11 protein-coding genes and 1 pseudogene are annotated in these 14264 nt (G+C 70.9%); 4 read left to right on the top strand and 8 right to left on the bottom strand.

Going from position 1 to position 14264, the window contains the following annotated elements; translation table 11 throughout:
- Nucleotides 1-223 precede the first annotated feature (223 nt).
- Genes ACZ7L1_RS19885 through ACZ7L1_RS19875 form a run of 3 tightly spaced genes read left to right on the top strand, consistent with a single transcriptional unit; the run spans nucleotide 224 to nucleotide 2205 of the window.
- Nucleotides 224-751, top strand: a complete 528-nt coding sequence (locus ACZ7L1_RS19885) for a hypothetical protein (RefSeq protein WP_471438767.1) — start codon at nucleotides 224-226, stop codon at nucleotides 749-751.
- Nucleotides 752-780: 29 nt separating this feature from the next.
- Nucleotides 781-1236 carry a ferritin-like domain-containing protein gene (locus ACZ7L1_RS19880; protein ID WP_471438766.1) on the top strand — a complete coding sequence of 152 codons (456 nt, stop codon included), beginning with the start codon at nucleotides 781-783 and terminating at the stop codon, nucleotides 1234-1236.
- Between the two features lie 57 nt (nucleotides 1237-1293).
- Nucleotides 1294-2205 carry an aminoglycoside phosphotransferase family protein gene (locus ACZ7L1_RS19875; RefSeq protein WP_471438764.1) on the top strand — a complete coding sequence of 304 codons (912 nt, stop codon included), beginning with the start codon at nucleotides 1294-1296 and terminating at the stop codon, nucleotides 2203-2205.
- Between the two features lie 134 nt (nucleotides 2206-2339).
- Here the strand turns inward: ACZ7L1_RS19875 and ACZ7L1_RS19870 are convergent, their stop codons facing one another.
- The 7 genes from ACZ7L1_RS19870 to dxr all read right to left on the bottom strand — a co-directional run bounded on the left by ACZ7L1_RS19870 (nucleotide 2340) and on the right by dxr (nucleotide 11640).
- Nucleotides 2340-4043 carry a proline--tRNA ligase gene (locus ACZ7L1_RS19870; RefSeq protein ID WP_471438762.1) on the bottom strand — a complete coding sequence of 568 codons (1704 nt, stop codon included), beginning with the start codon at nucleotides 4041-4043 and terminating at the stop codon, nucleotides 2340-2342.
- Nucleotides 4044-4116: 73 nt separating this feature from the next.
- Entirely contained in the window at nucleotides 4117-4665 is a 549-nt protein-coding gene (locus ACZ7L1_RS19865) for a GNAT family N-acetyltransferase (protein WP_471438760.1), read from the bottom strand.
- Nucleotides 4666-4754: 89 nt separating this feature from the next.
- Nucleotides 4755-5603 (bottom strand): GNAT family N-acetyltransferase, encoded by an 849-nt coding sequence (locus ACZ7L1_RS19860; protein WP_471438759.1) that lies wholly within the window; start codon nucleotides 5601-5603, stop codon nucleotides 4755-4757.
- A gap of 98 nt (nucleotides 5604-5701) precedes the next feature.
- Entirely contained in the window at nucleotides 5702-7525 is a 1824-nt protein-coding gene (locus tag ACZ7L1_RS19855) for an alpha-L-fucosidase (protein ID WP_471438757.1), read from the bottom strand.
- 230 nt (nucleotides 7526-7755) lie between these two features.
- Nucleotides 7756-8913, bottom strand: a complete 1158-nt coding sequence (gene ispG / locus ACZ7L1_RS19850) for a flavodoxin-dependent (E)-4-hydroxy-3-methylbut-2-enyl-diphosphate synthase (protein ID WP_471438755.1) — start codon at nucleotides 8911-8913, stop codon at nucleotides 7756-7758.
- Between the two features lie 169 nt (nucleotides 8914-9082).
- Nucleotides 9083-10387, bottom strand: coding sequence for a M50 family metallopeptidase (locus tag ACZ7L1_RS19845; RefSeq protein WP_471438754.1), 1305 nt, complete (start codon nucleotides 10385-10387; stop codon nucleotides 9083-9085).
- On the bottom strand, nucleotides 10384-11640 hold the full coding sequence (dxr, locus tag ACZ7L1_RS19840) for a 1-deoxy-D-xylulose-5-phosphate reductoisomerase (protein WP_471438752.1): 1257 nt from the start codon (nucleotides 11638-11640) through the stop codon (nucleotides 10384-10386). The genes ACZ7L1_RS19845 and dxr overlap by 4 nt, the downstream gene beginning before the upstream one ends.
- A gap of 313 nt (nucleotides 11641-11953) precedes the next feature.
- Here dxr and ACZ7L1_RS19835 point away from each other — a divergent pair.
- Nucleotides 11954-12079, top strand: a pseudogene (locus tag ACZ7L1_RS19835) (PIN domain nuclease); the annotation flags it as partial.
- 27 nt (nucleotides 12080-12106) lie between these two features.
- Here the strand turns inward: ACZ7L1_RS19835 and ACZ7L1_RS19830 are convergent.
- Nucleotides 12107-14056, bottom strand: coding sequence for an acyl-CoA dehydrogenase family protein (locus tag ACZ7L1_RS19830; RefSeq protein ID WP_471438750.1), 1950 nt, complete (start codon nucleotides 14054-14056; stop codon nucleotides 12107-12109).
- Nucleotides 14057-14264: the final 208 nt, after the last annotated feature.

Here is a 14264-nt window from a genome sequence, read left to right as displayed (position 1 = left end):
TGGTCGCTGTCAGGTCAAAGGGTATCCGGTCCCGGAGGGTGATGCCGTCCACCTGGACGGAGGCGAACGGCGTCCCGGCGGGCCCCACGCGTGCGTGCGCGCTGTCGGCCGAGCCGATGGCAGGCACGGGCGGGGTGCGCGGGTACGGTGATCATCGGGCTCCCGCCCATTCGTTGGGGTCCCGCCCATCCGTTCGTACCGAAGCCTCCGAGGACGGTCTGCCGTGCCCCTCCCCCCGCCCGCCCGCGCCCCGCTGCGCAGAAGGAGCCTGTTCGCCTCGGCCGCGGGTGCCGCGCTGCTGGCGGGCTGCTCCGGCGCCTCCGATTCCGGCGCCACTGGCGGCAGCCCCGCGGCCGCCGACCGGGCACGCGCGCGTGCGGCCCGGGACAGCGAGGCACTGGCGGCGCGGTACGCGGCGGTCATCGACGCCCATCCGGACCTGGCGGCGCGGCTGCGGCCGCTGCGGGCGGAGGTCGTCCGGCACGCACAGGCGTTCGGCGGCGGGGCCGGCGCCTCGGCGTCCCCGTCCACCGGCTCGGCCGGCGCCTCCGCGTCCCCCTCGGCCTCCTCCTCCCCCGTACCGGCGGACGCGAAGTCCGCACTGGCCGGCCTGGCCGCGGCCGAGCGCGTCCTGGCCGACCGGCGGGGCAGGGCGTTGCTGGAGGTGCCGGGCGAGCTGGCACGGCTGATGGCGTCCGTGGCCGCGGCAGGGGCCGCGCACGCGTACCTGCTGACGGAAGGCGGAAAGTGAGCACGAGCAGCACCGGCACACCGACACCCGTGAGCGATGAGCTGACGGCCCTGCGGGCCGCCCTGCGCGCCGAGCACGCCGCCGTCTACGGCTACGGCGTCGTCGGCGGCCGCATCCAGCAGGCACGGCGCGAGGAGGCACGGGCCGCCTACGACGCCCACCGCGCCCGGCGGGACGAACTGGCCCGGGCGGTGCGGGACCTGGGCGGCACGCCGGACGCCGCCGCGGCCGCGTACGCGCTGCCGTTCCCGGTGCCCGACTCCTCCGCCGCCGTACGGCTGGCCGCCGAGCTGGAGGAGCGGGTGGCCGGGGTGTACTCGGATCTCGTGCGGGCCTCGACGGGTGCGCGGCGCGGCTTCGCCGCCGGGGCGCTGCGGGAAGCCGCGGTGCGGGCGGTGCGCTGGAGCGGCAAGAGCGTAGCCTTCCCTGGTCTCGCCGAGCGGGCGGCGGCCACCCCCACCGCGTCGGCGACACCGCGAACCTGACCCGTACGCGCTCGACCGTACGCGTGCGAAGCCGACCTGGAAGGGAACAACTCGCGCATGGCTTTCGAACCGCCGCAGCGCCTGGTGAGAGCGCTCGGCGAGACGCAGCGGGACGGTGGCGCCGACTGGCTGGGCAGGCTCCCGGAGCTGGTCCGCCGGGCCGTCGGGCTACGCGAGTTGACCGTGGAGCGGGTGCAGGCGCCGGGCGGCCGCAGCAGCCTGGTGCTGCTGGTGCGGCAGGCCGACGGGACGCCGGCCGTGCTGAAGCTGGTACCGCCCTGGGCCCGCCCGGGCAGCGAGCGGGCCGCGCTCGTGCGGTGGGACGGCTTCGGGGCCGTACGGCTCCTGGACGCGGACGCCTCGGCCGCCGGGGAGGGCGTGCTGCTGCTGGAGCGCCTGCACCCGGAGATGTCCGTGCGCTCACTGCCGGAGGCGAAGGCCCTGCTGGAGGCGGCCGGCACACTGCGGCGACTGTGGGTCGAGCCGCCCGCCGCTCACTCCTTCGAGACGGTGGCCGTGCGCACGGGACGGCAGGCAGAGGCGATGCGCAGGAGCGCGGAGGCGGACCCGGAGACCGCGCCGCTGGTCGAGGCGGCGCTGGCGGCCCGTGAGCAGCTGCTCGCCGCCCCGCCCGAGGAGCGGCTGCTGCACGGCACGTTCCGGCAGAGCAAGATCCTCGCCGGGGAGCGGATGCCGTGGCTCGCGGTGGGGCCGGACCCGGTGGTCGGCGAGTGCGCCTTCGACCTGGCCCGGCTGGTGCGCGACCGGGTGGAGGACCTGATCGCGGCGCCGTCCGGAGCGGCGATCACCCGCCGCCGGGTGAAACGGCTCGCGGAGTCCCTGGACCTGGACCAGGAACGGCTGCGCGGCTGGACGCTGTTCCGGGCGGTGGAGTCGGGGGTGCGGGCGCGCCGGGTGGGCCGCCCGGGGGACGCGGAGCTCTTGCTGGAGTTCGCGAGCTGGCTCTAGTGCTGTGGCCGGAAACTGCTGACGGCCGTGCGCGGCCGCGGTCGGCCGGGCCCGAAGAAGTGACCGGGCCGGCAACGCCTGCGTCACACAGCGAGACCGCCGCGTGACGCAGGCGTCATTGGCCGATGTACGGATCAGGCGGTGAGGCGGGCGATCGCCTCGTCCACCGTGAGCTCCTCGCGCTCGCCCGTCCTGCGGTCCTTGAGCTCGACGACGCCCTCGCCGGCGCGGCGCCCGGCCACCAGGATCTGCGGCACGCCGATCAGCTCGGCGTCGGTGAACTTGACGCCCGGCGAGACACCGGCCCGGTCGTCGACCAGGACGCGGACACCGGCCGCCGCCAGCTTCTCGGAGACGTCGAGCGCCACCTCGGTCTGCAGGGCCTTGCCGGCTGCCACGACGTGCACGTCGGCCGGGGCGACCTCCTTGGGCCAGCACAGGCCCTGCTCGTCGGCGGTCTGCTCGGCGAGCGCGGCGACCGCGCGGGAGACGCCGATGCCGTAGGAGCCCATGGTGACGCGGACCGGCTTGCCGTTCTGGCCGAGGACGTCGAGCTTGAGGGCGTCGGTGTACTTGCGGCCGAGCTGGAAGATGTGGCCGATCTCGATGGCGCGGTCCAGCTTGAGCGCGGTGCCGCACTTCGGGCAGGGGTCGCCCTCCTGCACCACCACGACATCCACGTACTCGTCGACCTCGAAGTCGCGGCCGGCGACCACGTTCTTCGCGTGGGTGTGCTCCTTGTTGGCGCCCGTGATCCACGCGGTGCCCGGCGCCACGCGCGGGTCGGCGATGTAGCGGACCTTCTCCCCCAGGCCCTGCGGGCCGACGTAGCCGCGGACGAGGTCGGGCCGGCCCGCGAAGTCGGCCTCGGTGACCATCTCGACGACGGCCGGGGCGAAGTGCGCCTCGACCTTGTCCATGTCGACCTCGCGGTCGCCGGGGACGCCGACGGCGACGATCTCGCCGTCGACCTTGACGAGGAGGTTCTTCAGCGTGGCCGAGGCCGGGACGCCGAGGGAGGCGGCGAGGGTCTCGATGGTGGGGGTGTCGGGGGTGGGGATCTCCTCGGCGGCCGGGACACCGGAGGCGTCGACCGGCTGGAGCGCGTAGGTGATCGCCTCGGTGTTGGCGGCGAAGTCGCAGTTCGGGCAGTCGGCGAAGGTGTCCTCGCCGGCGCCGGCCGGGGCGAGGAACTCCTCGGACTTGGAACCGCCCATGGCGCCCGCGGTCGCGGCGACGATCCGGTAGTCCAGGCCGAGGCGCTCGAAGACGCGCTGGTAGGCCTGGCGGTGCAGGGCGTAGGACCGGGCGAGGCCCTCGTCCTCCAGATCGAAGGAGTACGAGTCCTTCATCAGGAACTCACGGCCGCGCAGGATGCCCGCCCGGGGCCGGGCCTCGTCACGGAACTTGGTCTGGATCTGGTACAGGATCACCGGCAGGTCCTTGTACGAGGACGCCTGGTCCTTCACCAGCAGGGTGAAGATCTCCTCGTGGGTGGGACCGAGCAGGTAGTCGCCGCCCTTGCGGTCCTTCAGGCGGAACAGCTCTGCGCCGTACTCGTCCCAGCGGCCGGTCGCGTCATAGGGCTCGCGGGGCAGCAGGGCGGGCAGCAGCACCTCCTGGGCGCCGATGGCGTCCATCTCCTCGCGGACGATCCGCTCCACGTTGGCGAGGACCTTCTTGCCGAGCGGCAGCCAGGTCCACACACCGGCGGCGGTGCGGCGGACGTAGCCCGCACGGACCAGCAGCTTGTGGCTGAGGACCTCGGCGTCGGCCGGGTCGTCGCGCAGCGTCTTCGCCATCAACTGGGACATGCGCTGGACCGGTGCGTTGGCCATGGTTCTGGTACTCCTGCCGCGTAAGGGTGATGGCTAGGAGGTTAGCCGGGCTTGCCGTGCGGGTGGAAATCCGTTAACGGCGTCGCAGGGGCAGCGGGGCGCCCATCACCGCGTACGGTTTCGGCGCGCTCGGGAAGAGGACCTGCCGCGCGAGATCCACATAGCCCAGCGAGTGGTACAGGCCCCGGGCCGGGCTGTCGGTGTCGATCGCGGAGAGGATCGAGCGGGGCTCGGCGGCGCCGTCGGTGATGGTGGTGATCAGGGCGCGGCCGATGCCGCGGTTCTGGTACCGGGGGTGGACGTGCAGCTCGGTGATCACGAACGAGTTGTCGAGCCAGTCGTCGTGGCGCTGGGCGCGCAGATACGGTTGGACGACGGTGGACCACCAGTGCGCGCGGTCGTTGGGCATGCCGTACACGAACCCGACCAGCCGTCCGTCCGCGGTGGTGGCGCCGAACGCGCGGGCTCCCGGGTAGGTCATGTGCCGCAGCACGATCTGACGGCGTACGGCGACCTCGTCGGCGCCCAGCCCGAACGCGAGGGCCTGGACGGCGAGCGCCTCGTCGACGCGGGCGGACAGGTCCAGGGGGCCGATCACGACGTCGTCGACGGTACGAGGCATGGTCGTGAGCCTACAGGGGTACGCGTCGGTGCTCGGCTGCAGGCCGTGTGCGGCTTGCCCCTCAGCGCCCGAAGCACCTGCGGCGGCGCTCAGAACAGGACGCTCATGAACGCCCCGACCTCCTGGAAGCCCACCCTGTGGTACGTCCGCCGCGCGGGGGTGTTGAAGTCGTTGACGTACAGGCTCACCACCGGGGCCACATCGGTCAGCGCATAGCGCAGCACCGCCGCCATACCCGGTGCGGCCAGGCCCGTCCCCCGGTACTCGGGAGCCACCCACACGCCCTGGATCTGGCAGGCCAGTGGGGTAGCGGCGCCGATCTCCGCCTTGAAGACGACCCGGCCGCTGTCGTCGAGGCGGGCGAAGGAGCGGCCCGCGCCGACGAGTTCGGCGACGCGTGCCTGGTAGAGCAGACCTCCGTCGCCCGCGAGCGGGGAGACGCCGACCTCCTCGGTGAACATCGCCACGCACGCCGGCATGATCGTCTCCATCTCGTCCTTGCGGATGCGGCGGACGAGCGGATCGGGGGCGATGCCGTCGGGCATGCGGTCGGTGACCATGAGCGGCTGGTGGGCGCGGACCTCGCGGGCGGGGCCCCAGCTCGGCTCCAGCAGCCGCCACAACTGGGCGGTGGGTTCGGCGGGGCCGACGATCGAGGAGCAGCGGCGGCCGGTGCGCCGGGCGCGGTCGGCGAAGGCCCGCACCGCGCGCGGAGTGGCGCAGATCGGGACGAGGTTGGCGCCTGCGTAGCACAGCGAGGTCAGCATGCCGTCCTCGTACCAGCCCCACATCTCCCCGCCGAGGCGCCAGGGATCGAGGCCCGCGACATGGACGCGGGACGTCACGAAGGCGTTAACGACCGGCTCGCGGTCGAGGACGGCGAGTGCGGCGTCCAGGTCACTCGGTTCGAGGACCCGGGTGGTCGTCTGCGTCAACACGTGCGGGAGCCTCACCCTTGGGTCTGCTGATCTCCGCACTGTACCTGCCGGATCCTGACCGCGCCGCCCCCGGGGAGCGGCGCGGTGGGACAGCCGGGTCAGCCGTGACCGAGGGGGTGGCCGTAACCGACCTGGATCTCGTCGATCTTGAGCTGCCGGTAGAAGTTCGGGACCGTGGCCGCGGCCCAGGTGGTGGAGACGTCGAGCCGGATGTAGCGGGTGCGCAGGCGGTCGCCGAGGTCGATGAACCGGATGCCCCGGGCGCTCTCCAGCACACCCGCCCTCACCTCACGCCATGTGGCACCGTCGTCACTGACCGCCACCGTGTAGTCCTTGATCCGAGCCGAGTCCTCCTTGCGGCCGAAGGTCTCCCGGTCGTGCGTGGGTGACCACTCGCGCTGGTTGATTCCGAGGAAGGCGGCCTTGCGGACCCGGCCGAGGTCGAGCGTGTAGCCGACGGGCAGCACGCCCTTGTTGTCGCTGTACGTGGTGAAGTCCCCGTCGGTGAGCGCGGGTTCGCTCGCCTTGACGAGCCCCGTCGGGTAGACGCCTTGGCGGTGTGCGGCCGTCGTCACCTTGAACACCGTGTCGTACGGGTCCCAGTCGGTGATGCCCTTGACGGTGAGCGTCCCGCCCCCCTGGTCGAAGTGCAGCCGCCTGCCCGTCCGCAGGTCGGTGATCCGCTCGATGCGGTAACCGTTGTCGCGGATGCGGACCTCGTCACCGGAGGTGGGCCGCGTGGTCACGTGGATGTACTGCGTGGTCGCGGGGCGGGTGCGGCTGAGGGTGATGTAGCCGTGGGCGCCGTCGTTCCAAGCGCCGGGCTGCATGCCGCCGTACATGAAACCGCCGCCGTACACGTCGTGCAGGGACTCCCAGACGGGTGGGAGGTAGTCCTTCAGCAGGTCGATGAACTTCTCCTGCTGCGGCGGGAACCTGCCGTCGACCATGGCGGTGAAGTCCATGAGGGACAGCACCGAGTTGCCCGCGTTGGCGATGTACCGGTCGACGTTGAGTCCGGTCGACACCGGCCGGTCCTGGCCGTCGTACCACCAACTGCCCGTGTCGGGGACCTTGTAGCAGGATTCCGCCAGGCGCGGCATCGGGGTCCAGATCGCCGAGGGCTGGTCGTACGGCGGGGTCATCCCGGTCTTCTGCTCGTGGGACACCATGTCCATGATCGGGGTGTCCTCGTTGTTGTTGCTCAGCGTCATGTCCGGGCGGAGCTGCCGGATCTGCTCGTAGAGCTGGTGCTGCTCCCAGTACTCGTTGTCGTTGTCGATCCAGAAGCCCGCGAGCTTCGGGTAGTTCCGCATGACCTCGAAGAAGTTGTCGTAGGAGAACTCCCCGAAGCCCTCGCGGGTGGTGAGGTCGACGTCACGGCCCTTGTAGGCGGAGTAGGCGGCGGAGTTCAGGGTCTCGACACCCTGCTCGTTGTGCCACTTGGGGTCGTCGGTCATGTAGAGGACGACCTTGAGCCCCTTGCGGCCGGCCGCGTCGATCAGCTCACCGAGGATGTCCCGCCCGGTCGAACAGGAGCCGGGGATCTGCGACGGCCAGGGGCGGGCGTAGCCGAGGCGGGAGTGGAAGGTGGCGAGGACGATGTAGCTCGCACGGATCTTGCGGGCCTCGTCGACCCAGTAGTCCGGCGTCCAGCCGCCGTCGGTGACGGCCTGCTCCCAGGAGGCGCAGTCGTCGTGCCTGGGGGCGGTGAACATGCCCCAGTGCAGGAAGAGACCCGCGGTGGCGTTGCGGAGCATGGCCTGGCGGGCCGGATAGGGCGCGGGGGCGGTGGATCGGGACGAGACTGCGGAAACTGCGGAGGCGGTGGCGGCCGGTGCCGCGGGTGCGGAGGCGAGCAGCGCGCTCCCCATGAGCGCAAGGACAGCGGCCCACAGGGCCAGGGCTCGGCGATGTCTCATACGGTCACCCATCCGACGAATTCCCGTGAGGGGCACCACACTTGACGTGAACACCCCCTGGACCCGCCAAAGGTCCCGCCATACATCGGACCTGTCAAGGGATCAGGTCCATACCAGAGCTGTGGAACGCCTGCCGTGCCGCGGGCGGCAGGCGGGAGGGTGGGCGTTCTCGTGCCGGAGCCCCGTCACCGATCGGTGACGGGGCTCCGGTCAGACGGGCGCGCGGGGCGTCAGCCCGCGACCGACACCGACGGCTCGCCGGAGGCCGTGCCGTCCTTCTGCATCTGCTCGGCGAGCTTCATGGCCTCCTCGATGAGGGTCTCCACGATCTTGGACTCGGGCACGGTCTTGATGACCTCGCCCTTGACGAAGATCTGGCCCTTGCCGTTGCCGGAGGCGACACCGAGGTCGGCCTCGCGGGCCTCGCCGGGGCCGTTGACGACGCAGCCCATGACGGCGACGCGCAGCGGGACGTCCATGCCGGTGAGGCCCGCCGTGACCTCCTCGGCCAGCTTGTAGACGTCGACCTGGGCGCGGCCACAGGACGGGCAGGAGACGATCTCCAGGCCGCGCTCGCGCAGGCCGAGGGACTCCAGGATCTGGATGCCGACCTTGACCTCCTCGACCGGAGGCGCGGACAGGGAGACACGGATGGTGTCGCCGATGCCCTGCGACAGCAGCGCACCGAAGGCGACCGCCGACTTGATCGTGCCCTGGAAGGCGGGACCGGCCTCGGTGACGCCCAGGTGCAGCGGGTAGTCGCACTGGGCGGCGAGCTGCCGGTAGGCCTCGATCATCACGACCGGGTCGTTGTGCTTGACGGAGATCTTGATGTCCCGGAAGTCGTGCTCCTCGAAGAGGGACGCCTCCCACAGGGCGGACTCGACGAGCGCCTCCGGGGTCGCCCTGCCGTACTTCTGCAGCAGGCGCTTGTCCAGGGAGCCCGCGTTGACGCCGATGCGGATCGGGGTGCCGTGGTCCTTGGCGGCCTTGGCGATCTCCTTGACCTTGTCGTCGAACTGCTTGATGTTGCCCGGGTTGACGCGGACGGCGGCGCAGCCGGCCTCGATGGCGGCGAAGACGTACTTCGGTTGGAAGTGGATGTCGGCGATCACCGGGATCTGCGACTTCTTCGCGATCGTCGCGAGGGCGTCCGCGTCGTCCTGCGTCGGGCACGCTACCCGGACGATCTGGCAGCCCGACGCCGTCAGCTCCGCGATCTGCTGCAGGGTGGCGCCGATGTCCGACGTGCGGGTCGTCGTCATCGACTGCACGGACACCGGCGCGTCTCCGCCCACCGCCACCGGTCCGACCTGGATCTGCCGGCTCTTCCGGCGCTCGGCGAGCTTGGTCGGAACGGACGGCATGCCGAGAGAAATCGCAGTCATCTGCTGTGCAACCCCAAGTCGTGGATCAAGGTCCGGTCCCGGACAGGGCGGGCTCCAGGCTCCGAGATTACGCCACGGGCGCGGACGCCAGCACATCACCGTCCGTAAACCCACCCAATGGGCGGCGGTCGGGGAGACAGTGTTTCCGGCCGCCGCCGACTCCGCGTGGCTAGGAGATTTTCACCGGGTTGACCACGTCCGCGATCAGCACGAGCAGGGTGAAACACACGAAGATCCCGGCCACCACGTACGCCACCGGCATCAGCTTCGCCACGTCGAAGGGCCCCGGGTCCGGGCGGCGCAGCAGCTTGGCCAGGTTGCGGCGCAGCGACTCCCACAGGGCGCCCGCGATGTGCCCGCCATCCAGCGGGAGCAGCGGAAGCATGTTGAACAGGAACAGGGACAGGTTGAAGCCCGCGACGAGCATGAGCATCATCGCGATCTGCTGGGACGGCGGGATGTCCAGGGTGAAGACCTCGCCACCGACCCGGGCCGCGCCGACCACGCCCATCGGGGAGTCCGCCTGGCGCGGGGCGTTGCCGAAGGCCGCGTCCCACAGGCCGGGGATCTTGCCGGGCAGGGAGACGATCGACTCGACGCCGTTCTCCATCATGTCGCCCATGCGCTGCACGGACTGGTCGAGGGACTGCTGCACGATGCCGGTGGCCGGGGTGAAGCCGAGGAAGCCGGCGTAGACGTACTTGCCCTCGACGTAGCCGCCGTTGCCGTCCGTCTTGCTGACCTGGTTCTTGATCAGGTGGGCGTGCAGGTCGACCGTCTGTCCCTTGCGCTCGACGGTGATCGTGACGTCCTTGCCGGGGTTGGCGCGGATGTCGGACTGGAGGGTGGACCAGTCCTTCACCTGCTTCCCGTCGAACCGGACGATCTCGTCACCCGGCTTCAGCCCGGCGGCCAGGGCGGGTGCGGCCGGGTCGCCCTTCTCGCACTTGGTGCGGTTCTCGCTCTGCTGGATGACGCAGTCGGAGATCTTGGAGACCGTGGTGGTCTGGGTCTGGACGCCGAAGGTCATCATCACGCCGAGGAAGACCACCACGGCGAGGATCAGGTTCATGAAGGGGCCCGCGAACATGACGATGACGCGCTTCCACGGCTTGCGCGTGTAGAAGAGCCGCGTCTCGTCACCGGGCTGCAGTTCCTCGAAGGACTGTGCCCGGGCGTCCTCGATCATCCCGCGCCACGGCGAGGTGGAGCGGGCCTCGATCCGGCCGTCGGGGCCGGGCGGGAACATGCCGATCATGCGGATGTAGCCGCCGAGCGGGACCGCCTTGATGCCGTACTCGGTATCGCCCTTCTTCCGCGACCAGATGGTCGGGCCGAAGCCGACCATGTACTGCGGCACGCGGATGCCGAAGAGCTTGGCCGTCGACAGATGCCCGAGCTCGTGCCAGGCGATCGAGAACAGCAGGCCGACCACGAAGACGACTATGCCGAGGATCATCATCAGGGTCGTCATGCACGAGCCTCCACCGTTGCCGTCTGCGCCGTCAGTTCCCTGGCCCGGGCCCGCGCCCAGGTCTCCGCTTCGAGGACGTCCGCGACGGTCAGGGAAGTTCCCCGACGAGGGGTGCCGTGCTCCTCGACCACCCGTGTGACCGTATCCATGATTCCGAGATACGGCAGGCCACCGTTCAGGAAGGCGTCCACGCACTCCTCGTTGGCCGCATTGAACACCGCCGGGGCAGTGCCCGCGAGCTGCCCGACGTGCCGGGCGAGTCCCACCGACGGGAACGCCTCGGTGTCGAGCGGGAAGAACTCCCAGGTCGACGCCTTGCTCCAGTCGAAGGCGGGCGCCGCGTCGGGCACCCGTTCGGGCCAGCCGAGTCCGATGGCGATCGGCCCCCGCATGTCGGGGGGCGTCGCCTGCGCCAGGGTCGAACCATCCGTGAATTCCACCATCGAGTGGACATACGACTGCGGGTGTACGACGACCTCAATGCGATCGAAGGGAATGTCGTACAGCAGGTGCGCCTCGATCACTTCCAGGCCCTTGTTGACGAGGGTCGCGGAGTTGACCGTGATGACCGGGCCCATGGCCCATGTGGGGTGGGCGAGCGCGTCCTTGGGCGTCACGGTCGCGAGCTGCGCCTTGGTGCGGCCGCGGAACGGTCCGCCGGAGGCGGTGACGACGAGTTTGCGCACGTCGGCCCGGGTGCCGGAGGCCAGGGCCTGGAACAGGGCGGCGTGCTCGGAGTCCACCGGGATGATCTGGCCGGGCTTGGCCAGGGCCTTCACCAGCGGGCCGCCGACGATGAGCGACTCCTTGTTGGCGAGCGCGAGCGTGCGGCCCGCCTCGAGGGCGGCGAGCGTGGGCGCGAGGCCGATGGAACCGGTGATGCCGTTCAGGACGGTGTGGCAGTCGGAGCCGGCGAGCCGGGTGGCCGCGTCGGGTCCGGCGAGTATCTCGGGGAGCGCCTCCCCCGGCCCGTACTGTGCGCTCAGGGCCTCCCTCAGGGCCGGCACGACGTCCTCGCGGGCGACCGCGACCGTGCGCACGCGCAGGCGGTGGGCCTGCTCGGCGAGCAGTCCGACGCGGCCGCCGTTGGCGGAGAGCCCGGTGACGCGGAACCGGTCGGGGTTGCGCAGCACGAGGTCGATGGCCTGGGTGCCGATCGAGCCGGTGGAGCCGAGGATCACGACGTCCCGCACTCCGTCCACGGGGTCGAAGACGAGATGGGGGTCGGCAAGAGGGGCTGGGCTGTCGCTCATCCCTCCATTGTGGCCGCACGGCGGGGGCGGGCGGACAGGGCGTCCCTCTCTTGAGGGGCGCGTCGTTGAGCATGCGTAGGCGTACACGTGCCCGTTGGCTCCAAGGAGGTGCCGTCATGGCGGGGGAAAGCGAAGAAGACCGCTTTCTGATCGAAACGAACGCGGCCTGCCAGGCCCTCGAGGGGACCGGCCCAGCCGCTGGCGAGGTGTCTCTGTCGCTCCTGTAGTCCTGCCGTCCCTGTAGTCCTGCCGTCCCTGTAGTCCTGCCGTCCCTGTAGTCCTGCCGTCCCTGTAGTCCTGCCGTCCCTGTTGCCACCGCTCGGCGGGCGCGGTCGATCTGCTGGTCGTCGCGACCGCCGAGTCGCGGGGTCTCACCTTGCTGCACTGCGACAACGACTTCGAGACCATCGCTTCGGTGACCGGCCGGCCCGGTGGCTGATGCCCCCGGGCCGCCTGCAGCCCTCGGTCACCGGATGGGACGGTGGACGTTCTCCTTCCGGGAGGGGCCGGGTGTCGCGTCCGCGATCCACGGGCCCTCGCCCGACGGGTCGATGACGCCCTGCTCCAGCCACTCGTACGTGCCGGTCAGCACGCCCTTGACCACCTTGCGGTCCAGGTCGTCCGTGTTGGTCCACAGGTGGTCGAACAGTTCGTCGACACGGATGCGGGACTGCCGGCAGAAGGCGTCGGCCAGCTGGTAGGCCTCGCGGCCGTGGTCCCCGGTCCTGTGCAGGTGCTCGGCGCGTACGCAGGCCGCGGACATCGCGAACAGCTCGGCGCCGATGTCCACGACCCGGCCCAGGAAGCGCTGCTTGGTCTCCATGCGGCCCTGCCAGCGGGACATGCCGTAGAAGGTGGAACGGGCCAGCTTGCGGGCGCTGCGCTCGACGTAGCGCAGGTGCCCCGAAAGGTCGACCTCCCGGCGGAACTCCCCGAACGCGCCGGGCACCTGCCCCTGCCCGGCGACCAGCTTCGGCAGCCACTTGGCGTAGAAGACGCCCGCGTTCGCGCCCGCCCTCGCCTTGTCGGACAGGGACTTCTCCGGGTCGATCAGGTCACCGGCCACCGACAGGTGGGCGTCGACCGCCTCCCGCGCGATGAGCAGGTGCATGATCTCCGTGGAGCCCTCGAAGATGCGGTTGATGCGCAGGTCGCGCAGCATCTGCTCGGCCGGCACGCCCCGCTCGCCGCGGGCCTGCAGGGATTCCGCCGTCTCGAAGCCGCGCCCGCCGCGGATCTGGACCAGCTCGTCGGCCATCAGCCAGGCCATCTCGGAGCCGTACAGCTTGGCGAGGGCGGCCTCGATGCGGATGTCGTTGCGGTCCTCGTCGGCCATCTGGGACGACAGGTCGACGACGGCCTCCAGGGCGAAGGTGGTCGCCGCGATGAAGGAGATCTTCGCGCCGACCGCCTCGTGCAGAGCGACCGGCTTGCCCCACTGCTCCCGGGCCGCCGACCACTCGCGGGCGATCTTCAGGCACCACTTGCCCGCGCCCACGCACATCGCGGGCAGGGAGAGCCGGCCGGTGTTCAGCGTGGTCAGGGCGATCTTGAGACCCTGGCCCTCCTCGCCGATGCGGTTGGCCGCCGGGACGCGCACGCGGTGGAAGCGGGTCACGCCGTTCTCCAGGCCCCGCAGACCCATGAAGGCGTTGCGGTTCTCGACGGTGATGCCCTCGGAGGCCGACTCGACGACGAACGCCGTGATGCCGCCCCTGTGGCCCTCGGACTTCGGCACCCGCGCCATGACGACCAGCAGGTCGGCGACGACGCCGTTGGTGGTCCACAGCTTCACCCCGTCGAGGACGTAGTCGTCGCCGTCGGGGACTGCCGTGGTGGCCAGACGGGCCGGGTCGGAGCCCACGTCCGGCTCGGTGAGCAGGAACGCGGAGATGTCGGTGCGGGCGCAGCGCGGCAGGAACGTCTCCTTCTGCTCCTGCGTGCCGAACAACTTCAGCGGCTGCGGTACTCCGATCGACTGATGCGCGGACAGCAGCGCGCCGATCGCGGGGCTCGCGGAGCCTACGAGGGCGAGCGCCTTGTTGTAGTACACCTGGGTGAGGCCGAGACCGCCGTACTTCGTGTCGATCTTCATGCCGAGGGCGCCGAGCTCCTTGAGCCCGGTGATCGTCTCGTCGGGGATCCGGGCCTCGCGCTCGATCCGGGCGCCGTCGATGTGCGTCTCGCAGAAGTCGCGCAGCTTGGCGAGGAACTCCTCGCCGCGCTGGACGGCCTCGGCGTCCGGTACCGGGTGAGGGTGGATGAGGTCGAGCCGGAAGCGGCCGAGGAACAGTTCCTTGGCGAAGCTGGGCTTGCGCCAGTCCTGCTCGCGCGCGGCCTCCGCGACCTGGCGGGCCTCACGCTCGGTGACCGTCGGCTTGGTCGGCTTGGGAGTGGGGGCTGTTGGTGCGGTCATGAGGCTCACCTCGCCGCGAATAGGGATGTTTGGGGCGAACACCGCTCGAGGCGCCGCACGGCGACCAAGGGTGCCGTACGGTGATCTTGCGGGCGTACGTTACTGACCGGTGCTACTCGATCGTTGGTACCCCGATCCGGGCAAGGTCACCAGTCCTCGCGCAGCGACCGGCCGCGGAAAACGCTCAGCCGACGCTCACCGGCTACGT

This window comes from Streptomyces sp. NPDC107546 (genome assembly GCF_055639175.1).
The sequence above is the reverse complement of the archived record's forward strand: the minus strand, read 5'-3'. Positions and strand labels throughout refer to the sequence as shown.

Bases quoted from the DNA above. Each gene is read 5' to 3' on its own strand.
- ispG (WP_471438755.1), bottom strand. From the start codon at position 8,913: ATGACTGCGATTTCTCTCGGCATGCCGTCCGTTCCGACCAAGCTCGCC.
- ACZ7L1_RS19830 (WP_471438750.1), bottom strand. From the start codon at position 14,056: ATGACCGCACCAACAGCCCCCACTCCCAAGCCGACCAAGCCGACGGTC.
- ACZ7L1_RS19845 (WP_471438754.1), bottom strand. From the start codon at position 10,387: ATGACGACCCTGATGATGATCCTCGGCATAGTCGTCTTCGTGGTCGGC.
- ACZ7L1_RS19855 (WP_471438757.1), bottom strand. From the start codon at position 7,525: ATGAGACATCGCCGAGCCCTGGCCCTGTGGGCCGCTGTCCTTGCGCTC.
- dxr (WP_471438752.1), bottom strand. From the start codon at position 11,640: ATGAGCGACAGCCCAGCCCCTCTTGCCGACCCCCATCTCGTCTTCGAC.
- ACZ7L1_RS19865 (WP_471438760.1), bottom strand. From the start codon at position 4,665: ATGCCTCGTACCGTCGACGACGTCGTGATCGGCCCCCTGGACCTGTCC.
- ACZ7L1_RS19875 (WP_471438764.1), top strand. From the start codon at position 1,294: ATGGCTTTCGAACCGCCGCAGCGCCTGGTGAGAGCGCTCGGCGAGACG.
- ACZ7L1_RS19870 (WP_471438762.1), bottom strand. From the start codon at position 4,043: ATGGCCAACGCACCGGTCCAGCGCATGTCCCAGTTGATGGCGAAGACG.